Genomic DNA, 22,513 nt, shown 5'->3' with positions numbered 1-22,513 from the left:
CTTATCACTTATAGCCGGCTAGCGCATATTTTCTTCTTTGTAATCTGGATCATGTTCTTGATAATAACCTTTTGAGTTAAAGTTTTCTTTATATTTAGCCTTTTTACCATTAAACTCATAAGTGTAATAATGGACTTCTTCATCATCACTTAAAGGTTTATACGCTAAGATAACGTACTTTCCTTTATCATAAACATAGATATTAGCATCCTTTTTATCAAAGTGCTTCACTTCGTCGCCAGCATCTCTTTTGGCTATTTTAGTTTGTTTCTTTTCTTGTAACTTAACTGCTTTATCAATTTTATCTGTATATTTCCCACTACTACATCCGACTAGTACTAGCGTTAATACACCGATCATCACTACGAATTTCTTCAATATGTTCACTCCCGATAATATGACTCATTTGAGATGAAATCTTATTTTAAATCATGTCATCTTTCACTCTAGATTTTATCATAGAATCCAGAGTATCACAGTATCAATTCATACAAAAAACACAATTTTAAACTAATTTTAAAAATAAATAGAATGTATGATTTTATCACATCGTACAAAAGTATGACGCTATTTTTTATGTTATGATGTGTAATCATAGTAGTATTTTGATAATATAATTATTGACGATTCATTAATTAGTTTTTATTTCTAGAGGGGAAGATATATTTTGAAATTTGTAAACTTAACATCCGAAGAATTCGGTAAATTTACTACAGAACATTTTTCACATTACACACAATCAAGCATTCATTATAATAATCGAAGTCAAATGCGTGGAGACGTCCATCTTGTCGGCGTTAAAAACGACAAAGATGAGGTTATTGCTGCTTGTCTGTTAACTGAAGCACGTACATTAAAATTCTTTAAATATTTTTATACACACCGTGGTCCAGTCATGGACTACAATAACTTAGCACTAGTACATTTCTTCTTTAAATCATTAACTTCATACTTGAAGAAACATAATTGTTTATATGTACTTGTTGATCCTTACATTCTTGAAAATTTAAGAAATGCTGATGGTGAAATTTTAAAATCATATGATAACCGAGCTGTTATCAAAACAATGGAAGATTTAGGCTATAAACACCAAGGTTATACAGTCGGATATGATATGATGAGCCAAATTCGTTGGCTTTCAGTTTTAGATTTAAAAGGTAAATCAGAAGATCAATTAATGAAAGAAATGGACTATCAAACGCGTCGTAATATTAAAAAAACTTATGAAATGGGTGTAAAAGTACGCACATTATCTATAGATGAAACGGGTACATTCTTTGATTTATTTAGAATGGCGGAAGAAAAACACGGTTTCAAATTCCGTGATGAACCATACTTCGAAGAATTACAAAAGACATATGGCGACAACGCTATGCTTAAATTAGCCTATATCGATTTACAAGAATATCTCACTACTCTAGAAGACAAACACAAGGATTTATCAAAGCAACTTCATGACGTAGAAACAGCTTTAGAAGAGAATCCAAATTCTAAGAAAAATAAAACGAAGCATACACAAATTAAACAACAATACGATAGCAATGAACGTAAGATAAACCAAACTAAAGATGAAATTGCTAAAGAAGGTCAAGTATTGAACTTAGCCGCTGCAATATATATTTATAACGACCATGAAGTATATTACTTATCTAGTGGTTCTAACCCAAGATATAATCCTTATATGGGGGCATACCGTTTGCAATGGGAAATGATTAAATTTGCCAAAGCACATCATATTGATCGTTATAATTTCTATGGTATTACTGGCGACTTTAGTGAAAGCGCTGAAGATTATGGTGTTCAACGCTTTAAAGAAGGCTTTAATGCTAATGTATACGAATATATCGGCGACTTTGTTAAACCGATTAAACCATTGTTCTACCATGTAAAAGAATTACTTGAAAACAGAAAAAAATAAGTATACTAAAAAAATCCCAGTGAAACTGAATTCACTGGGATTTTTTTATCTTATAAATACTATTGAATGACATTTAAGAAACGTTTAAGTTCATCTGTTTGCGGACGATTAAATATATCATCGGGTGTGCCCTGTTCGCCTATTTTACCTTCATGAATAAATACAATTTGGTTGGATACTTCTTTAGCAAATCGCATTTCATGCGTAACGATGACCATCGTCATACCTTCTTGTGCTAAATCTTTAATCACTTTCAATACATCATTAACAAGTTCAGGATCAAGCGCAGAGGTTGGTTCATCAAATAACATGACTTTAGGGTTCATAGCTAAAGCTCTAGCAATTGCTACACGTTGTTGTTGACCACCAGACAATGCATGTGGACGTTGATCTTTCACATGTGTTAAGCCAACCTTTTCTAGTAGCTCTAGTGCTTTTGTTTTAGCTTCAGACTTACTTTGCTTCTTAACAGTAACTAAACCTTCCATGACATTCTCTAGTGCAGTCTTGTGTGGGAATAAATTATAACTTTGGAACACCATCCCAGACTGTTTACGTACTTCAATCTGTGATTTTTTGTCCTTAGCAGTATACGTTTTACCATTAACATAAACTGTACCTTCTGTCGGAATCTCTAAAGCGTTCATCATACGTAAGAGTGTTGTTTTACCTGAGCCAGAACGTCCAACTAATGTTACAACTTCGCCCTTATCGACTTTTAAATCGATACCTTTAATCACTTCTGTTTGATTAAATGATTTATGAATATTCGATAATTCGATCATGAGCGATACCCTCTTTCAATGTATGATTCATAAAAGCTTTGAATAACTGAAATAATGAAACAAACTACCCAATACATTAATGCAACTAAAAGATAAATTGTTAAATATTCATAAGAAGTTGAAGCAACTTCCTGTGCTTTACGGAACATTTCAGCCACTAAGATAAATCCTAATAAAGATGTATCTTTAATAAGTCCTAAGAATGTATTACCTAATGCTGGAATTGATACGCGAATGGCCTGTGGCAGAATAATACGTTGAACAGTTTGGCGATAATTCATTCCGATTGAATAAGCCGCTTCTGTCTGTCCTTTTGGTATTGAAATAATACCACCACGAATAATTTCAGATGCGTACGCTCCCACATTAAGTGATAACCCTATAATAGCTGCGATAACGGGTGCCAATGTCCATTGGTTATCAGCATCGTTTGTTAAGAGTCTTCCTAATTCTGGAATACCGTAAAATATAATAAATAATTGAACAATCATAGGCGTTCCACGAATGATTGATACGTATACTCGCGCAATACCTTTTAATATTTTACTTGTAGAAATACGCATTAGTGCTGTAAATAAGGCAATAATTAAGCCTAATACAAATGTTACAAGTGTGATTGGGATAGAATATTTCACTAATCCTTCTAACATAGGTCCAAATGCTTGCTTGGCAGCGTCTAAAGCATGAAGTTGTTCACTATTCAGGTTTAGAAACATCTTGACCAAACCATTTCTTACCTATTTTTTTAAGTTCGCCACTCTCGTCAATTTTCTTCAATCCATCATTGAATTTTTGAATTGTTTTATCATCAACTTTTTTAGAGAAAGCGAATGCTGATTTATTTTTCTCAGCGTCACCTTTAATTGCTTTGATTTTAGCGTTAGGCTTTTGCTTTTTATAATCTAAATATGAGAGGCTATCGTTAAATGTAGCATCTACACGATTAGATAATAATAAGTCCATTGATTGGTTAAATCCATCAACTTTTGTGATTTTAGCGCCTTTATCTTTAGCTAATTGACCATAGTTAGAAGTAAATGTTTGTGCTAACTTTTTACCTTTTACATCGTTGAATGATTTAATATTTTTTTCATTTTCACGAACGACTAATACAGCACTTGAATAAGTATAAGGATTAGAGAATTTATATTTTTTCTCTCTATCTTTATTAATACCTACTTGGTTGGCAATGACATCAAAACGACCTGCATCTAGACCTGCAAACATTGAGTCCCAAGATGTTTCGTTAAATTTCAATTTAAGTCCTTCTTCTTTCGCTACTGCTTTAATAACATCAATATCGTAACCAGTTAACTTATCTTGCTTATTGTGGAAAGTGAAAGGTGCGTATGTACCTTCAGTACCCACTCTAATTGTATTGTCATCTTTACTACTTGATTTACTATCTTTGCTTGAATTATTACCACATGCTGCTAATACAAATACTAATGCAATGACACAAAATAAAAGTCTTTTCATTAAACTATTCTCCCCTAATCTTATTATTCTAATCGGAATAAAAACATTTTAATCCTTAATGGGTAGTAAGTCAATAACTAGTTACTGGCTTTGGACTGTCATCACAACTCTGATTAGCTATTGTTCATTTGTCGAATTTGTATTTTTCTTTAACATAAATGAGCATAAAAAGCTTACTACTGTAATTAAAACAGCAAATAAGAAACCAGCGTGATAACCATGTAATAATGTATCTATTTTAATCTGTCCTAACATCTCGCTACGTTTCATACCATCGTAATCACTCATATTAGGAGAATAGTGCTTACTTGCTTGCGTTAAAATAGTAATTAAAATAGCTGTACCAATTGATCCGGCAATTTGTTGTACTGTGTTAGTCATGGATGAACCATGCGCGTTCATTTCATATGTTAATTGGTTCATTGTATGCGTCATCACAGGCATTAAACCTAATGCGATTCCAATCATACGTATACCATATACGGTTGCTAACATCGCTGAACTTGTATTTTCATCCATAATGACAAAATAACCTGTTGTAATAATTACAATCATCATACCAATGAGTGCTAACGGTTTTGCACCGAATTTTTCATAAAGTCCACCTGATGTGAATGACATAATCGCCATAACAATGGCACCTGGTAGCAGAATTAATCCGGAGTCTAAAGGCGTACGATTTAATAGATTTTGTACGAACATAGGTAACACCGTTTCAGAACCAATCATGGAAACCATGGTAACTGCCATAATTAAAATACCGATGGCAAATTGAGAGTTTTTAAACACACCAAAGTTTAATAATGGCGTTTCAAGTTTTGATTGTCTCCAGATAAATAAGGCAACAAGTATCACACCACCAATTATAGTAGTTAGAACGATAGGATCATTCCAACCATCGTGAGAAATTGAACTTGTGCCATATAACAAACCACCAAATCCTAAAACAGATAAAATGATAGATATGATATCAATCGGCACTTTGATTGTTTCGCCCACATTTTTCACTGTAAATAGGGCAATAATAAATGTGATGGCAGCAATAGGAGCAACTACATGGAATAGTGATCGCCAATTTAAATACTCAACTAAATAGCCTGATAATGTTGGTCCAATAGCTGGCGCAAGTCCAATAACTAAACCAAACATTCCCATATATTTACCACGTTCATGTGGTTCAAATATATTCAAGATGGTTGTCATCATGAGGGGCATCATGATACCTGAACCTAATGCTTGAATAATTCTAGCTATTAATAAAATAGTAAAATTAGGGCTAAATCCACCTAATATTGTTCCTAAGAAGAATATAAAAATACCAACTAAGAAAACCTGTCTTGTCGTATAACGTTGAATAAATAATGCGGATAATGGGATTACTACCCCATTAGTTAATAAAAAGGCTGTTGTTAACCATTGTACTTGTGAATATTCAATGTTGAAATCTTTCATAATACTAGGTAGTGCTGTCGCTAATAATGTTTCATTAAGTAAACCAAAGAACCCGCCTAGTAACATCGTAATAATCATTACTAATTTTGCTTTTAGAGACACTTATACTCCTCCTTAATTTCCTTTTCTTTTATCACAACATTATACAGTTGTTGAATGTAATATGCATTTTTTTAGTTCAAAAAGTCACATTCTCTCAAATCGTAATAATTACTATTTACATTTTTGAAACTTTCCTCCATAATATAAACAGATAAAGGAGGTCATATTATGAAAACAGATGTACAAACCGCACGACGTAATTTGAACAGTCCCAATATTAAAACAAGAAAACGTGCTTTAAAAATTATCAAACAACATAAAAAAGCAAAGTAATCCTTTCCTATTTCTATATATACATTTACAAGAGAGATGATACTTTCATTTGATGCAACATATCATATTGCTAGACATCATTAATCCACATTCATATTACTCCACAAAAAAAGGTCACCTATTGATGCAAGCATCAACACGTGACCTTTTATTTTTAATTATAAATAGTATTTGTCTTTAACTTCTAAATTATCTGTTAATTCGTATACTAATGGTGCGCCTGTTTTAATTTCATAACCGATAATGTCTTCATCTGATACATTTTCTAAGTATTTGATTAATGCTCGGATTGAATTACCATGTGCTGAAACTAATACAGTTTTATCATCTAATAAATGTTGAGAAATTTGGTCTGTCCAAATAGGTACCACACGTTCTAACGTATCTTTCAAACTTTCAGAATACGGCATCATTCGATGATCTAAATGACGGTATCTTCTATTTTTCAAATATTCATTACGTTGTTCTTCACTTTCTGCAGGTGGTTGAATATCGTAAGAACGTCGCCATTGATGAACTTGTTCTTCACCAAATTGTTGTCTTGCATCATCTTTATTTAATCCTTGCAACGCACCATAGTGACGTTCGTTTAAACGCCAACTTTTATATACTGGAATCCATTGTTGTTTTGATTGCGCTAAGATATACTGCGTTGTTTCCAATGCGCGTGTTAATAATGAAGTAAAAGCAACATCAATCTCTAACTGATTCTCTAATACTTTCTTACCTGCTGCAGTTGCTTCTTCAATACCTTGCTCAGATAAGTTAACATCTGCCCATCCTGTAAATAAATTTTTCGCATTCCATTCACTTTGACCGTGACGACATAAAATTAATTTTGGCATAATTTAACACCTTCCTATTTATATAACAAACTATCTTGAAAGATAGTTGATATGTAAATTCAATTAAAAACCTCGTTTAATAAATCTATTTATTAAATTTTATATCTTCATTATAGAACTACCATATAGAATTTCAATCATTTACATTTGGTCTTATGTTGTAATTTTTTGACATATTTTTATTTTTATTGCAATGAATGTATTCTCACTAACATGTGTGTCATCATTTTTTTATTTTCATGTAACCTACGCAATCAATTGAGGTGTTATAGTATGCATTACATCTTTAGAACATCATAAATTCAAATGATATATTCAGACACATATCCTTGGGGATATCAGTTTTAGTCGAATTATATTCACTAACTAAAGGAGTTAACTATAATGAAAAAATCTATTTTAGCAATTATCGCTACAATTTCTATAGGTGCTACAGGTATGGAAGCACATCAAGCTCATGCAGCTGAAAACAACCAATCGTCACAACAAAGTTATTCAGAAAGTAATGAATCAACTAGTAGTGTTTATCAAGAATTCATAGATGCAGGTGGTACTAAAGCATTGTGGGACAGTGTTGTCATGCCAGAATCAGGTGGTAATCCTAATGCATCAAACGGACAATATCATGGTTTAGGTCAAACGAACCAATCTTGGGGTTATGGTTCTGTTGAAAACCAAACTAAAGGTATGATTAATTATGCTAAAGAACGTTACGGCTCAATCGATAAAGCTATTTCATTCAGAGAAGCTAACGGTTATTGGTAAGATGTAAATATTAAAAAAGCGTCGAATAGAATCTTAATTGACTCTATTCGACGCTTTTATTGTATTATTCTATTGATTTGATTGATGTATTTCATTTTCAGTAGCTTCATCTATTTTCGGTTCGGGATGAACATATACAGATGATATACCTTTTTCATGAAGATGTGATTCAACTTTATCACAAATTAAATGTGCTTCATTAATAGATAAATTAGGTTCAACTACAATAGTCACATCTAAAAAGATACTACTACCGTGATAACGTCCTTTAATACTTCGAACGTCAAGCACGTCATTTACTTCTAAAATATCATTTCGATATTCTTCTAAATCCTTCTCATTAAAACCATCACTTAATGTAAAGATAGATTCTTTAAATATTCCAAAACCTGTGTAAATGATTAGTAAGCCTAATATGGTCGCTAAAACAATATCTATAATAGGAAAACCTATTTGTGTAAATACCAAACCTACTGCAGTACCAATACTGACTAAGCTATCTGATAGGTTATCGTTAGCCGCAGATTTTAATGAACTACTATTTGTTTTCTTTGCTAATTTATGATTAATGACATAAACACCAAGCATGATGAGACCACTAATGATACTAATTAGAATAGTAACCGGACTTGGTACATGTTTATCATGGGTTAATAATCGAGGTGCATTTTCAATGACAACTTGTATACCCACAAACAAAATAATAAATGATACTAATAGTGTAGAGATATTTTCAGACTTTAAATGACCATATGGATGGTTTTTATCTGCTGGTTTAATTGAAATTTTCAGCCCAACAATAACAGCGATAGAGACCACAATATCTGTCATATTATTCAATGCGTCCGCTCTTACTGCTGCAGAATTATATATAAATCCTGTCACGTATTTAGCTATTGAAAGAATAATATAAACAACTAAACTTAAATATGCCCCACGTTGTGCAATTTTCAAATTTTCATTTTGAGACATGACAATAGACCACCTTGATTTCCTTTAGTAATCATAGTATGAATCATAAAAAATGTTTTTACAACGTTTTTTAATTTCTATATTTTTTATATAATTAAGCTAATTATTTTTTTAGATTTGCCTAAAAATTAACCTGCTAATTGCTAAGAAAAAAGTACTTTTTTAACTCAATTTTAAATTAAAAACCCATCAATTTATATTTGATCACATGAAAATTCTCGCAAATGATATTCACTACTCATCTGCGAGATTATAATGTTATGCATGATTAATATAATGATTATGACTCAAACGTCAATCTTTTAAAATCCATTTTGATAATATGAATGTAATTGGTATCGTAATGATCAAACCAGCGAAAGGTGCAATTTCTGAAGGTATATTTAACCACTGTACAAATACATATAACAATACGGTCTGCATTCCCATATTAACTACTTGTGTCAAAGGGAAGCTAATAAATTTACGTAGTGTAGGTTTAACTTTATATACAAAGTAACAATTTAAATAGTAAGAAATGATAAAGCTTACTAAAAAGCCAGTAACATGACTAACTAAATAATTTACATTTAAAAGTTTTAGTAAGAGTAAATACACTACATAATAATTAAATGTATTCACCCCACCTACAATAATAAATTTTATTATCTCAAAGTGCGTTTGAGTCAATTTCATACTTAATCTCCTTCAAGTTTTGCCATGTTCGATCCATACGGTACAATTTTCAAATTAACATTCTGTGGTATATCATAATATATTTTAAATAAGTTGTGTTGTATATCATTGCTAGGCGTTGCTTTATTTAGCATATTTTCAAACGGCAACTTCTCAAGTACAACTACATGTTTAATACGTTGTGTATGTAATTGATGTTCAATAGAATTTAACCGTTGTATATGTGTAAAATATATCATACTGAAGGTCACAATGAATATCATAGATAATCCTAATGCTAGCGCTCTTATCCCAATATGTAACGATTTCGCATTAACTCTGCACTGTGTCATTAATAGTAGTAAATACAAAGACCATAATACATAAATAGTATAGAAGTTACCTGGCGTTATCGGAGAGACTAAAAGTAATGGCACAGTAACTAATAATATAGATCCAAGTGTATAATAACCTAGCATTCTCACAAACTGTGCTTTAAAAATGACATAGGTTGCAATAAATAACGCAATGTAGAACCATCCACAAATCATTAAATTAAATAAAGCGACACTGAGTGACCCTTTTAATTTATAAAATTGAAGGAAATCATATATAAAGAATTTATAGAAAGGCAACATAGCGAGACTGACTACCAAAACTACTTTCCAACGTAATATCCAATGATTAAAAAAGGTATTTTTAAATAATAAATATATCGTTATAAACGCAATCACGGTTAATATTAAATATTGATTAATGAAAATATATTCCGGTAATTCCTTAAATATCGTATGTAATATCTTATGTTTCAAACCTTGATTATCTGAGAAGCGTAAATATTCGTTACCACCTCTGTAAATACTAATATATATCGGGTTAATAAACATGAGCATACCGCCTATTAAACTTAACATAAAGCCCATGATTAAATAATAATTAATATGTCGATTTCGAATGACAAAGATGACATTCCCAATAATCAAAATCAACATATTATAAAGTGTTAAATTTTCAACAAACAATTGCCCTAATAAAGTAGATATTAAAAACAAACTTATCCACGTAGTATTGAGTTCTTCGCATTTATATATTGATACTACAAATAATATCAATATCGATAACACTGTACTAGGTACATAACTAAAGAAACCTGCGAAGTTACCATAAGTATCTCTATAAATGATTCTTGGCATCATTAAAATAACTATAAACGCAATGATAATATACGTTCTACGTTGATATTTGCCAGTCATCATAACTAATAAATAGACCATACTCATTGATATACCGGCATAGAGTAAATATCGTAAAACACTGATTTTCATAGCTATTAATTCTAATAAGTTATCTAAGTATCTCCCATTCGTGTATTCAATCAGTCCTTTATACACCGTTAAATTATGTGCAATTGCCCATTTGAAATCATCTGCTGCTAAAGGTGTTAGAATACTAATTAATAAATAAAAAAGAAAAATGAAGGTACACCATACGTATAATTCATTCAATTTGAAGTTGATCTTGTTGTTCATGTCTATGTTGTTCACCTTACCTATATAAATATTACGTTATATTATTATACTATTATAAATTATATTTTCCATATTTAATGTTATATCTTTCATTCATAATTAATTGATCACTGATAATGTTTTATCTTTTGTTTTCAAGTTGACTCTTTTACAATAAAGATAATCAAATCGATGAGGAAGTGTCGTCCAATGAAAATAGTCATCGCACCAGATTCATTTAAAGAGAGTATGTCCGCAAAAGAAGCAGCGGAAGCGATACAAGAAGGATTTTCCACAATATTACCATCAACCATTGAATATGATTTAATTCCCATGGCTGATGGGGGTGAAGGTACAACTGAAGCCTTAATGGATGCGTTAAACGCTAAAACGATAACAACAACTGTGAAAGATCCACTTTACCGAGACATTAGTGCAACGTATGCATACGCACCATATCAGAAGGTAGCAATAATAGAAATGGCTGCTGCATCCGGCCTAGATTTGTTAACAAATGAAGAACGAAATCCATTGAAAACCACTTCTTTCGGAACTGGGCAACTTATTAATCATGCTTTGGACCAAGGTGCTCAAAAAATTATACTTGGTATTGGTGGCAGCGCTACGAATGATGGCGGCGCAGGCATGTTACAAGCATTAGGCGTAAAATTTACAGACAGCAATGGTCACTCTATTGAACCAGGCGGAATACATCTTCTTGATATCCAAACCATTGATACAACACAGTTAAATTCAAAATTAAAAAACATAGATATGAAAGTAGCTTGTGATGTGACTAATCCATTATTAGGTGATAATGGTGCTACCATGGTATACGGTCCACAAAAAGGCGCCACAACGAAGATGATACCAAAGTTGGATACCGCTCTAAGCCATTATCATGATAAGATAAAATTACAACTAGATAAAGATGTTAAAGACATACCTGGTGCAGGTGCAGCTGGTGGCATGGGCACAGCCTTATTAGCATTCTTGGACGCTCAATTATCTAAAGGTATTGATGTGGTTTTAGACGAAACACATTTCAAATCTAGAATTAAAGATGCAGATTTAGTCATTACAGGTGAAGGCAAATTAGATTACCAAACGATATTCGGTAAAACGCCAATCGGTGTTGCTCAAGTTGCTAAACAATTCAACCTACCTGTTATAGCCATTGGTGGTAGTTTAGGCGAGAGATACGAAGTAATCTATGATCACGGTATAGATAGTGTCTTTAGTATCATGACTCAACCTATGGATCTACAATACGCGTTGGATAATGGTCTTACCCTTTTAAGTCAAACTGCACACAATATCGCCCGTTTATTAAGATTAAACATGTCTTTTGATTTATAAATAGGATAACCCAATAATGATGAGGTGAATGAAATGAAGAGAACTGATAAGTATAAAGAATCGTATCGTTATGATGACCAATACCAAAATCATCGTAACCAAAGTGAAGAACGTGAATACCAAAATCAAAGTCAATATCGTGATCAAAATGAATTTAACGATCCAGAACAACATCCTGAACGCTATTACAATGGTAGAGACTATAGAAGAGAACAAGAGTTACAAGAAGAAAACCAAAAAACACGTAAATCTAAAAAATGGTTAATCGCTATTATCGTTATATTATTAATTATCGTGGCTATTTTCGTAACGAGAGCAGTGTTAAATCACAATAATAACAAAGTAAATAACGACCCTAACGTCTCTCAAAACTATAAAAAAGAAGTCGAAAATCAAAATGACGATATTAATAAACAAGTGGATACGGCTAAAAACGAAATTAAACAAAATAAAAATAGTCAAACTCAAATTAATCAATTACAACAACAAATCAATAACTTAAAACAAAAAGAAGAAACTAATGCAGATTCAAAACTTACACAATTTTATCAAGACCAAATCGATAAATTAAAAAATGCAAATAACGCACAACAAAACAACGAGAATCAAAACAAAGTAGATAGCATGCTACAAGACATCAATACAAAATTTGATAGCATTAAATCTAAAATTGACGAACTCCTTAATGGTTCTGGTAATTCAAATAATCAACAACAATAGTCATCAACCATTTTTCATAACTTTTATTATCAAAAGCATTCCCTAAGATGAGCTCAATGCCTCCACTTATGGGGATGCTTTTTATATCTTAAAATCATTTATTTGGCGAAGTGGTTATAATAGTAATAATGTCATTTTTCTTCTAAAATAGTAACTTATAAAAATACATAAAAATTTAAATTACTACATACAAATATGGGCAAAACATATATAATTTGTTCTATAACTTCTTTAAAAGGAGAATGATTATGCAAAATACAAGTGCCAAGCACTTCCCTTTCATATTAATTATCATTTTCGGTGTAATGACCACTTTTGGTCCTTTATCGATTGATATGTATTCACCATCGTTACCGAATGTGCAACATGCATTTAATTCAACTGCATCTGAAATTCAATTAACTAATTCTTTTGCAATGATTGGCTTAGCACTTGGACAATTTTTCTTTGGTCCGTTATCAGATGTATTTGGTCGAAAAAAAATTGCTTTAACGATTTTAGTTATATATATGCTTGCATCATTAATTGCAGTATTTACGACAGACTTATATTTCTTTCTATTTTTAAGATTGCTTCAAGGTCTAACAGCAGGCGGCTCTATAGTTATTGCGAAATCATCTGTCGGAGATAAATTTAGTGGTGACGAAATGGCTAAGTTTTTAACGTCACTTATGGTCGTTAATGGAATTATTACTATCATTGCACCATTACTCGGTGGATTCGCTCTAACCATATCTACTTGGAGAAGTATCTTTGTCATTCTGACAATGATCACTACCATCGTCATTATCGGCGTATTGTTGAAAATGCCATCAACGCATCAATCCGAACATAAAACATTAAACTATGGACGTATATTTAAAGATTTTGGTCAATTGTTAAAGAAACCATCATTTGTGATTCCAATGTTGTTACAAGGATTAACTTATGTCATGTTATTTAGTTATTCAGCTGCGTCACCTTTTATTGCACAAAAAATTTATAGCTTATCACCACAACAATTTAGTGTGATTTTAGCAATCAATGGAATTGGCTTAATTCTAGTAAGTCAAATTGTGGCACTATTAGTTGAACGGTTGAGTCGATACACGTTATTAATCTATTTAACACTAATCCAAATAATTGGGGTCGTATTGATTATTTTAACGTTAACAATGCATTGGCCTATTTGGATGCTAATCATCGCTTTCTTTTTAAATATAAGCCCGGTAACGTCTATCGGACCATTAGGCTTTGCACTCGCTATGGAAGAACGAACTGGTGGTAGTGGCAACGCTTCAAGTTTATTAGGCTTATTCCAATTTATTTTAGGCGGTGTGATTTCACCATTAGTTGGTCTTAAAGGCCAATTTGACGCTTCACCATACCTAGTAATCATTTCAGTAACCGCAATATTATTAGTCATATTACAAATCATTTATTTCAAACTTAATCCAACTAAATATCGTTCATAAAATAAAAAACGCAAGTGTGATGATGACAGACCGAAAAGTCTAAAATCATCTAACACTTGCGCTTTTTTATGATTTATTTTGTTCTATGGGTAACCAAATTTCGGTAATATAATTGTCGTCTTGCGTATCGCCTTCTGCATACAATTCAAAAAACGGTGCACGTTTTAACTGAATATTCTCAGTTGGAATCAATTCCTGATGAATTTGACGCATCGCTTGTCTAATTGATTGAGGTACTTTCCCTTTCGCATTGACCACAAGATAATCATTATCCTCTAGTTGATACGATTCTAAACCGTCGTTTGGATTTGTCTCACAAGACACCCCAATCATATAATTCATTTTACCATCTTGTTGTGGTAAACAAAGACCCAGCAACCCACTAAGTGCTAGGTCACTTTTTTCTGCAAGTCTATGGTCTAATCCCATAGACGTCACATCTTCCCAAAAATCAGGAATATTACTTTGAGCATGACCGCCACTTTTAAACTGACGTGTCACGCCAATAATATGTGTCGCTTTCATACTTTTAATTTGATAATCCATCTTTGACTCCCCTTAAAAATTTCTACTCCCATTTATTTATAACCTATCTCGGTATTGAATAACACTAAAATGATTATTTCTAAACATATCATTATCCAAAATATGGTGCACGGTATATAATATTGAATATTATTTAAAGTGTATTTAAGTCGAAGGAGATTAACGATGAACCAAACTATTTTACCTGTCAAACCGATGAGTCAGTTATTTCCAATACCAATGATTATGGGCTGTGAAGGCGTATCAGCGTCTATGATGCTTCACTATAATCAACAACCTGTTAAAGCTACAGACATTATGAAAAATTGGCCCACTCACCCAAACAATCCATATAAAGGTTATGTTGGTCATCATTTACTTGTTAAATTTGGCTATCACCAAACTATTTTCCCAGAAGCCTATGTTCCGTTTTTACAAAAATACAACTCACATATCATTGACGGCACAGGTACTAGCTTAGCTGATTTAGAAAAGATCATTGATAAACAACAACCTATTGTGATTTATCATACGAGTTTAGGTGCTCGACCAATGCGTCGTAGCTTCAAATTTGATGGTCGTAAAATTCGTCTTGTTTCGAATATCCATGTCACATTACTTATTGGCTATGATGATAAGCACTATTATTATATAGATCCACTATGGAGTCATATAAAGAAAGGTATTATTTTCCCAGCTATCTTCCCTAATCAAAAACAAGTCATTAAAATTAAGAAATCTAAAATGGAACGAAGTTTTAATGCCCCAGGGCGCATGTGTCTATACGTTAATCCTAAATAATCAATGAAAAAACACTTCGCTAACACCCACTATGATTTTGAGTGTTAGCGATTTTTAAATGATAAAGTCCATTAGTGCATGATTCATTTCCTGAGAAATATCATCTGTACGCCATTGACGTTGATATCCTAAACATGGACATAAATAGCTTATCCCCTTTTCCACCAAAGTTTTCCTAAAATGAACGTGCCCCATAATGCTATATTGAATATTGTTGGTTTCGTATATATAATTGAAGTCTTTGGTTCCGATATAAGCATTAAAGAAATCAAAAATGCGATGTGGGGTTGGCACTACGAAAGCTGGATGTGTAACAATATGTGTTACTAAAATAATTTTGCGTGTGCCAACTTGTTTTAAATCCGCTTCCACTTGTTGCGCCGCTTGTAATGACAAATCTTTATCCGTCATGTCACAATCCATTCTCACTTTATCTTGCCAAGTTGCACCATAATGTTTACCTCGTTCTAATTTCTCTAAAGAAAATTTATCATTAGCAAACGAGTAATCATACCATCCTGTATGCCCAACAATAGCCCAATCATCATTAATAATATAAGGATGCTTAATTAAACATGCGTCTTGTTGTGTATAAATGTCTAAAATGTCCTGTGAACTTTTATCTGTACCATCTGACCATAAATCATGATTCCCAGGTACAAATAATACTGGGATATTTAGCACTTCTTTTAAGTCATTGATAAATTGAATCACTTGTCGATAGTCATTTGAAATGTCACCTGCAATGACAAGTAATTCTATGTTTCTTTTGCTTACCACATCAACTAAACTATCCAAATAATATTGTGCGGTTAATTTGGGGTGTCGATCGATATGTAAATCTGAAATCGCACCTATTCTCATTTTACATTCCTTCTTCGCATATAATTTATTATTGTTTATCATTATTACACATCTCTTTTTCGATTCAAAAAGCTATGATTGATAATCATTATCATCATATCATTTCAAAAATTATTATTTTATATTTATAATAGTTATGTTTTCGAAAATTAATCACTATTGAAAGTACCCCTATTTAACAGAATTATGTGATTATTCAAAAAAGTCATAAGTAATTTTTATCATACAAAGCCTAATAAATGTATTTACTTATATTTTGAAAATTAATTGCTTTATTACAACTATTTCTATAGTATTAATAAAAAGAAAACGCTTTCACAAAAATGTTTATTTTGCTTTCCTGAGGAGGAACATTATGGCAAGACAACTACATAGAGAGTTGAATAACAGACATATCCAATTAATTGCAATTGGGGGTGCAATTGGTACAGGGCTATTCTTAGGTTCTGGACAGACGATTTCACTTACAGGACCTTCACTGTTATTCACATATATGATTATCGGAATGATACTTTTTGCTTTTATGCGTGCTTTAGGGGAATTATTATTAAGTAATACGAAATTCAATTCATTTGTTGATATAGCCAATGAATACATCGGACCTTTCGGTGGTTTCGTGATTGGTTGGACATATTGGATTTGTTGGATAGTTTCAAGTATGTCTGATTTAACAGCTATGGGACAATACTTTGCCTTTTGGTATCCACAAGTACCTCACTGGCTCACAGTATTATTCATAGTATTAATTTTAATTTCGTTTAACTTACTCGGTGCAAGACTATTTGGAGAATTAGAGTTTTGGTTCTCAATTATTAAAGTAGTCACAATTGTCGCTATGGTTATTGTAGGTTTAGTATTGATATTCTTTTCTTTCAAAACACATTACGGGCATGCATCATTTACTAACCTCGTTAAACATGGCGGTATGTTTCCACATGGTGCATTTGGGTTCTTAATGTCATTCCAAATTGCTGTGTACTCATTCATAGGTATAGAATTAATTGGGGTTACGGCTGGGGAAACAAAAGATCCTCAGAAAACGATTCCTAAAGCAATCAACAACGTACCTATTCGTATTTTATTATTCTATATTGGTGGACTACTCGTTATCATGTCTGTCATTCCATGGAATGGTATTGATCCAGATAGCAGTCCATTCGTGAAGTTATTTACATTGATTGGTATCCCATTTGCCGCTGGTATTGTTAACTTCGTAGTATTAACAGCTGCTGCTTCTGCGACAAATAGTGGCATTTATTCAAACAGTCGTATTCTATTCGGCTTATCTAAACAGGGTCTAGGACCAAAAGTGTTAAGTAAAACCAATTCAAATGGTGTCCCTTACTTATCAATGTTCGTGTCATCATTTACCTTATTAGTTGCAGCATTACTTAACTTTATCTTTCCAGATGCCATTCAATTATTTATATATGTCACTACACTATCTACAGTATTGTTCTTAGTTGTGTGGGCAATGATTATTGTTTCTTATATCATTTATGTTAAAAAGAATCCGCAAGAACATAAAGATAATAAGTTTAAACTATTTGGAGGACAAGCTACAGCGTATGTTGTATTAGCATTCTTTGCATTTGTCTTCGTATTATTATTCTTTAGCGATGATACTAGAGCTGCTATCTTTATTTCACCATTCTGGTTCATCTTCTTATACTTCTACTATAAAAAGTATAAAAATAACGCTAAAGACTTAGCTGAAAAACAGCGTTTATCTGATCAAAAACACGTAGAAAACACATAATAATTATATTATTATAAGGTATAATCGATTTTGTCGATTATACCTTTTTTTGTCTAATTTGTTTAAATTGTAAATGTGAAAATATAAGGTAGAATAATATATATCATTATCACAAGGAGATTTCTATGGAATTATTAGAAGCTTTTATTATCTTTATAATTGCAGTAGTGATTAGTTCGATTTTACATAATCGATTTCCTAAAATCCCTACTGCTTTTATACAAATCGCTCTAGGTGTGGCTATCTTCATCTTACCAATACCCATACATTTTGATTTCGATTCTGAAGTCTTTATGATGGCTGTCATTGCACCTTTGTTATTCGTTGAAGGTACGCATGTTTCAAGAACGAAATTACTTGAATATAAAAAACCAATTATTCTAATGGCTATGGCTTTAGTATTTACTACTGTTATTGGTGTAGGTTTCTTTATTCATTGGATCTGGCCTAATTTACCAATGCCAGCTGCTTTTGCTATTGCAGCAATTCTATGCCCAACAGATGCAGTTGCTGTATCAGCTATCACAAAAGGGAAAGTCTTACCTAAAGGATCAATGTCCATACTTGAAGGTGAATCACTTTTAAATGATGCTGCCGGTATTATTTCATTTAAAATTGCCGTTACAGCTTTAGTCACAGGTGTCTTTTCAGCTGTAAATGCGATAGAGCAATTTATCGTGTCTACAATTATTGGTATTTTAATTGGAATTATTGTAGGTTCAGTGGTTGTCAGATTACGTATTTACTTAACTGCTAACAAAGGTATGAAAGACAATAATACTTTAACATTCATTCAATTACTTACACCATTTGCCGTTTACTTTATTGCAGAGTTGTTCCATGCATCAGGCATTATCGCAGTTGTTGTTGCAGGTCTTATACATGGTTGGGAACGCGATCGACTCATTCGTGCACAAACTGAACTACAAATGAGCTACTCGCAAATTTGGAATACGTTGAGTTATGCCCTAAACGGATTCGTATTCGTGGTATTGGGATTCATCGTTCCTGAAGTTGTCATCCAAATCATCAAAGTAGAACCAGATAATATAAAATTCTTAATATTGATTAGTTTGCTTATTGCACTAGCTATTTATGTTGTTCGTTTTATCTGGGTGTTCTTACTATACAAAGATTTCTATTATCCAAATCACTTACAACGTTACTTGGAAGACACGGATATCGCTGAAGAACAACCACCAAGCCGTATACGTTATTCATTTATTATGACAATGTGTGGTATACACGGAACAATTTCATTATCAATGGCCTTAACATTGCCAACGATTATCAATAATCACCAAACCTTCGAGTATCGAAATGATTTATTATTCATAGCTTCATTAATGGTACTTATCAGCTTAATAATGGCGCAAGTCGTATTACCTTTCATCACAGAATCAGAGAAATCAACAGGAAATGAAGGTATGACCTATCAATCAGCAAAAATTTTCATTATGCAAGCGGTTATAAGTCGCCTTAAAGAACTATCTGAAAAGAATAAAGACATTGATTATAGACCTGTATTAACACAATATTATGGAGAAATGTCATTCCTAATTAATGCAGAGCCGGATAATCAAAATACTAAAGAATTACACCGTTTAGCAGAAATTGCTGAGGAAGAAGAAACTGCCACATTAGAAAGACTTATCAATAAAGGTAAAATAAATTCACAAGAGTTGAATAACTATAGAAATGTTAAAGAACTTACAAATTCGTATAAAGAAGCTTCCTTTGTGAAAAAATTTACACGCTTCTTTAGAATGTTCTATCTTCGTTTTAAAGCCAGAAAGAATCTACGTAAACAAGAGTATGATCGATTTAAAAAGGATCAAGCTCATAAAGATCATGTCTCACCAACCAAATCAAATCAAACTGAAAATAATTCGCAACATCACAATGAAGAAGCACAGCTTGACCGTACAGAAATGTTAAAAGTTTATCAAAATGATTTGAAAAAGGTGCAACAAATTTTACGTATCGTTAATCATCATATTATTTTACGTATGCAAAAAGAGCAAAATGCTTCAAACGTATTAGAAGTAAGTTTAGTTGTTGATCAATATCACAACTTATCTCGTGCCTTACGAAATCGACGTAAAGGTAATAAAAATAAAGATAAATCAAACCAAACTTCTAAAGAATTAACAACTGAAGCGCAACAAAATATTCACCTCCAAGCTATTTATGCTGAACGTGAATATTTAGATGCTTTAATTAAACGTAATCAACTATCACCTAAAGTGGCAAGTCAATTACGAGAAAATATCAACTACAATGAAATAGTATTTGCAGAGAAATATTAACTATATGTCTCAAACTAAAAGCCGTCGCACTCATTAAATAATTGATGAGTGTGACGGCTTTTTAATTTATTTTTTAAGTTTAAATGGAATAGTACATAGTATCACGTTCTTTTGATATATTAAATGCATTTTTAATCGTAAGCTGGTTTGGTTGTGTAATAAATGATGCCAAGGTTTCTTAGGAATAAATTCCGGAACAACCACCGTGATTAAATAATTTTGATCTTCGGCTTTACGATGTATTTTATCAATAAATCGTGATATCGGTCTGATGATACTTCTATATTCTGAATGTAAAATAATAAGTCTTACGTCAGGAAAGTGTTGCTTCCATTTTTCTTGGAATGCTTTTTCATCTTCATCACCAAATGAAACGTGCACTGCAATCACATCATTATTCGCTAACATTTGTGCATAATAAATTGATTTATCAACGACAGTCGTAATACTCATAATCGGTACAATTGCTAAACTACGATCTACTACTGGTACGTCATGGACATCTAAATCAGAACGTAATTGCTCTGCGACATTACGATAATGAATTTTAATTCTTACAAATACAGATACGAAGAATGGTAAGAATAATAAAATTGGCCAAACATGACTGAATTTAGTAATCAAGAATATCATAAATACTACAAATGTAATCGTACCACCTAATGTATTAACTGCTAATTTAGCCTGCCAACCTTTTGGACGTTCTCTAAACCATTTTAACACCATACCAAATTGCGCTAATGTAAATGGAATGAACACACCTACTGCATATAATGGAATTAAATTTTCAGTTTTACCTTTAAATAAGATAATTAATATAATCGCAAAAATACCTAACACTAGAATTGAGTTAGAATAACCTAATCTGTCCCCTCTAACTGTAAACATTCTAGGCATGTATTTATCTTTAGACATAGATGCCGCTAGCATTGGAAATGCTGTAAAACCAGTATTTGCTGCTAATACTAAAATCAATACTGTTGTAGCTTGTACAAAATAGAATGCCACATTGTCACCAAAGATTTGTGTTGCTAATTGTGATAGAACTGTAGTCTCAGTCTGTGGCATAATGCCATATACATAAGCTAATCCTACGATACCTACTAATAGGAATGCTAAAATACTACCCATTGTGACTAACGTTTTTACTGCATTTTTAGGTGCTGGGTCTTTAAAGTTTGTCACCGCATTTGAAATAGCCTCTACCCCTGTTAAAGAAGAAGCCCCTGAAGAAAATGCTTTTAATAGTAAAAAGAGTGTCACGCCGTGTACTGCTGTTCCTACTGAAGATTGCATATGGGGTTGAATGTCACCTGTTGCAACACGCCACGTTCCCACAACAATTAATGCAACCAATCCAATTATGAATAAGTACACTGGATAAGATAATACAGTAGCCGATTCAGTTAGACCTCTTAAATTTAATATCAAAATAACTAATACTAATAAACATGCTATGAGTACTTTGTAATCATATAAATTTGGAAATGCAGCTACAAACGCATCTGCACCGGAGGATATACTAACTGCTACGGTTAATATATAATCGACCAATAACGAACCACCAGCAAGAAGTCCCCACTTCTCTCCTAAGTTCGTTTTCGATACCATATATGCTCCGCCACCTTTAGGGTAAGCATATATCACTTGGCGATATGATAATATCAATGCAGCTAATAAAATCAGAACGCCTGCAGCAATAGGTAATGTATACCAAGACGCTACTGCGCCTACAACAGATAATGTAATTAATATCTGTTCTGGACCATAAGCTACTGATGATAATGCATCTGATGATAAAATGGCTAATGCTTTAAATTTAGTGATTTTTTCGTTTTTCAAGTCCCTATTCTTTTTGGGACGCCCAATTAAAAGTCTTTTAATTTGATTAAACATAACACTACTACCTCTTTGTATGTTGATGGATAAACTATACTCCCAACATTGAAAATTGTATAGGTTAACACTA

General features: G+C 32.3%; 21 protein-coding genes. 9 read left to right on the top strand and 12 right to left on the bottom strand.

What is annotated here, in order from left to right:
* Positions 1 to 18: 18 nt before the first annotated feature.
* Positions 19 to 360: a DUF4467 domain-containing protein gene (locus tag LPC11_RS02450; RefSeq protein ID WP_443028898.1), complete on the bottom strand. Its 342-nt coding sequence runs from the start codon at positions 358 to 360 to the stop codon at positions 19 to 21.
* 307 nt (positions 361 to 667) lie between these two features.
* Here LPC11_RS02450 and LPC11_RS02445 point away from each other — a divergent pair, with 307 nt between their 5' ends.
* The gene (locus LPC11_RS02445; protein ID WP_023373928.1) at positions 668 to 1,918 is read left to right on the top strand and encodes an aminoacyltransferase; all 1,251 of its coding nucleotides are present in this window, start codon (positions 668 to 670) and stop codon (positions 1,916 to 1,918) included.
* 59 nt (positions 1,919 to 1,977) lie between these two features.
* Here LPC11_RS02445 and LPC11_RS02440 read toward each other — a convergent pair whose 3' ends face one another.
* The 4 genes from LPC11_RS02440 to LPC11_RS02425 form a co-directional block, all read right to left on the bottom strand.
* Positions 1,978 to 2,703, bottom strand: a complete 726-nt coding sequence (locus LPC11_RS02440) for an amino acid ABC transporter ATP-binding protein (protein WP_002466659.1) — start codon at positions 2,701 to 2,703, stop codon at positions 1,978 to 1,980.
* Positions 2,700 to 3,419 (bottom strand): amino acid ABC transporter permease, encoded by a 720-nt coding sequence (locus tag LPC11_RS02435; protein WP_002466658.1) that lies wholly within the window; start codon positions 3,417 to 3,419, stop codon positions 2,700 to 2,702. The genes LPC11_RS02440 and LPC11_RS02435 overlap by 4 nt, the downstream gene beginning before the upstream one ends.
* Positions 3,400 to 4,182, bottom strand: a complete 783-nt coding sequence (locus LPC11_RS02430) for a transporter substrate-binding domain-containing protein (protein WP_023373932.1) — start codon at positions 4,180 to 4,182, stop codon at positions 3,400 to 3,402. The genes LPC11_RS02435 and LPC11_RS02430 overlap by 20 nt, the downstream gene beginning before the upstream one ends.
* A 117-nt stretch (positions 4,183 to 4,299) precedes the next feature.
* Positions 4,300 to 5,736, bottom strand: coding sequence for an MDR family MFS transporter (locus tag LPC11_RS02425; RefSeq protein ID WP_041613703.1), 1,437 nt, complete (start codon positions 5,734 to 5,736; stop codon positions 4,300 to 4,302).
* Positions 5,737 to 5,904: 168 nt separating this feature from the next.
* Here LPC11_RS02425 and LPC11_RS02420 point away from each other — a divergent pair, with 168 nt between their 5' ends.
* Positions 5,905 to 6,009 (top strand): putative metal homeostasis protein, encoded by a 105-nt coding sequence (locus LPC11_RS02420; protein WP_104681542.1) that lies wholly within the window; start codon positions 5,905 to 5,907, stop codon positions 6,007 to 6,009.
* Between the two features lie 158 nt (positions 6,010 to 6,167).
* On the opposite strand, the gene LPC11_RS02415 is transcribed toward LPC11_RS02420, so the two are convergent.
* Positions 6,168 to 6,854 carry a 2,3-diphosphoglycerate-dependent phosphoglycerate mutase gene (locus LPC11_RS02415; RefSeq protein ID WP_023373934.1) on the bottom strand — a complete coding sequence of 229 codons (687 nt, stop codon included), beginning with the start codon at positions 6,852 to 6,854 and terminating at the stop codon, positions 6,168 to 6,170.
* A gap of 384 nt (positions 6,855 to 7,238) precedes the next feature.
* Here LPC11_RS02415 and LPC11_RS02410 point away from each other — a divergent pair, with 384 nt between their 5' ends.
* Positions 7,239 to 7,619, top strand: a complete 381-nt coding sequence (locus LPC11_RS02410; protein WP_023373936.1) for an aggregation-promoting factor C-terminal-like domain-containing protein — start codon at positions 7,239 to 7,241, stop codon at positions 7,617 to 7,619.
* A gap of 69 nt (positions 7,620 to 7,688) precedes the next feature.
* On the opposite strand, the gene LPC11_RS02405 is transcribed toward LPC11_RS02410, so the two are convergent.
* The 3 genes from LPC11_RS02405 to LPC11_RS02395 form a co-directional block, all read right to left on the bottom strand.
* Entirely contained in the window at positions 7,689 to 8,591 is a 903-nt protein-coding gene (locus tag LPC11_RS02405) for a cation diffusion facilitator family transporter (protein WP_023373938.1), read from the bottom strand.
* Between the two features lie 294 nt (positions 8,592 to 8,885).
* On the bottom strand, positions 8,886 to 9,266 hold the full coding sequence (locus tag LPC11_RS02400; RefSeq protein ID WP_023373940.1) for a GtrA family protein: 381 nt from the start codon (positions 9,264 to 9,266) through the stop codon (positions 8,886 to 8,888).
* Positions 9,267 to 9,268: 2 nt separating this feature from the next.
* Positions 9,269 to 10,774 carry a hypothetical protein gene (locus tag LPC11_RS02395; RefSeq protein ID WP_231307332.1) on the bottom strand — a complete coding sequence of 502 codons (1,506 nt, stop codon included), beginning with the start codon at positions 10,772 to 10,774 and terminating at the stop codon, positions 9,269 to 9,271.
* A 189-nt stretch (positions 10,775 to 10,963) separates the two neighbouring features.
* On the opposite strand from LPC11_RS02395, the gene LPC11_RS02390 reads away from it, so the two are divergent.
* From LPC11_RS02390 to LPC11_RS02380, 3 genes are all read left to right on the top strand, one after another.
* Positions 10,964 to 12,112 (top strand): glycerate kinase, encoded by a 1,149-nt coding sequence (locus LPC11_RS02390; protein ID WP_023373944.1) that lies wholly within the window; start codon positions 10,964 to 10,966, stop codon positions 12,110 to 12,112.
* 33 nt (positions 12,113 to 12,145) lie between these two features.
* On the top strand, positions 12,146 to 12,832 hold the full coding sequence (locus tag LPC11_RS02385) for a hypothetical protein (RefSeq protein ID WP_023373946.1): 687 nt from the start codon (positions 12,146 to 12,148) through the stop codon (positions 12,830 to 12,832).
* Between the two features lie 248 nt (positions 12,833 to 13,080).
* Positions 13,081 to 14,286: a putative multidrug effflux MFS transporter TcaB gene (locus LPC11_RS02380; RefSeq protein ID WP_023373948.1), complete on the top strand. Its 1,206-nt coding sequence runs from the start codon at positions 13,081 to 13,083 to the stop codon at positions 14,284 to 14,286.
* 66 nt (positions 14,287 to 14,352) lie between these two features.
* Here the strand turns inward: LPC11_RS02380 and LPC11_RS02375 are convergent, their stop codons facing one another.
* On the bottom strand, positions 14,353 to 14,832 hold the full coding sequence (locus tag LPC11_RS02375) for a GyrI-like domain-containing protein (RefSeq protein ID WP_023373950.1): 480 nt from the start codon (positions 14,830 to 14,832) through the stop codon (positions 14,353 to 14,355).
* 165 nt (positions 14,833 to 14,997) lie between these two features.
* Here LPC11_RS02375 and LPC11_RS02370 point away from each other — a divergent pair, with 165 nt between their 5' ends.
* A complete protein-coding gene (locus tag LPC11_RS02370) occupies positions 14,998 to 15,612 on the top strand; it encodes a C39 family peptidase (protein WP_023373952.1) in 615 nt (204 codons plus the stop codon).
* A 54-nt stretch (positions 15,613 to 15,666) separates the two neighbouring features.
* Here the strand turns inward: LPC11_RS02370 and LPC11_RS02365 are convergent, their stop codons facing one another.
* On the bottom strand, positions 15,667 to 16,476 hold the full coding sequence (locus LPC11_RS02365; protein WP_023373954.1) for a metallophosphoesterase: 810 nt from the start codon (positions 16,474 to 16,476) through the stop codon (positions 15,667 to 15,669).
* Between the two features lie 355 nt (positions 16,477 to 16,831).
* Between LPC11_RS02365 and LPC11_RS02360 the strand changes: the two genes are divergently transcribed.
* On the top strand, positions 16,832 to 18,235 hold the full coding sequence (locus tag LPC11_RS02360; protein ID WP_023373956.1) for an amino acid permease: 1,404 nt from the start codon (positions 16,832 to 16,834) through the stop codon (positions 18,233 to 18,235).
* A 125-nt stretch (positions 18,236 to 18,360) separates the two neighbouring features.
* Positions 18,361 to 20,544 carry a cation:proton antiporter gene (locus tag LPC11_RS02355; RefSeq protein WP_023373958.1) on the top strand — a complete coding sequence of 728 codons (2,184 nt, stop codon included), beginning with the start codon at positions 18,361 to 18,363 and terminating at the stop codon, positions 20,542 to 20,544.
* A gap of 66 nt (positions 20,545 to 20,610) precedes the next feature.
* On the opposite strand, the gene LPC11_RS02350 is transcribed toward LPC11_RS02355, so the two are convergent.
* The gene (locus LPC11_RS02350) at positions 20,611 to 22,440 is read right to left on the bottom strand and encodes an APC family permease (RefSeq protein WP_002466462.1); all 1,830 of its coding nucleotides are present in this window, start codon (positions 22,438 to 22,440) and stop codon (positions 20,611 to 20,613) included.
* Between the last annotated feature and the right edge of the window lie 73 nt (positions 22,441 to 22,513).

This window comes from Staphylococcus sp. HL28 (assembly GCF_021117155.1).
Classification (GTDB): domain Bacteria; phylum Bacillota; class Bacilli; order Staphylococcales; family Staphylococcaceae; genus Staphylococcus; species Staphylococcus warneri.
The sequence above is the reverse complement of the archived record's forward strand: the minus strand, read 5'-3'. Positions and strand labels throughout refer to the sequence as shown.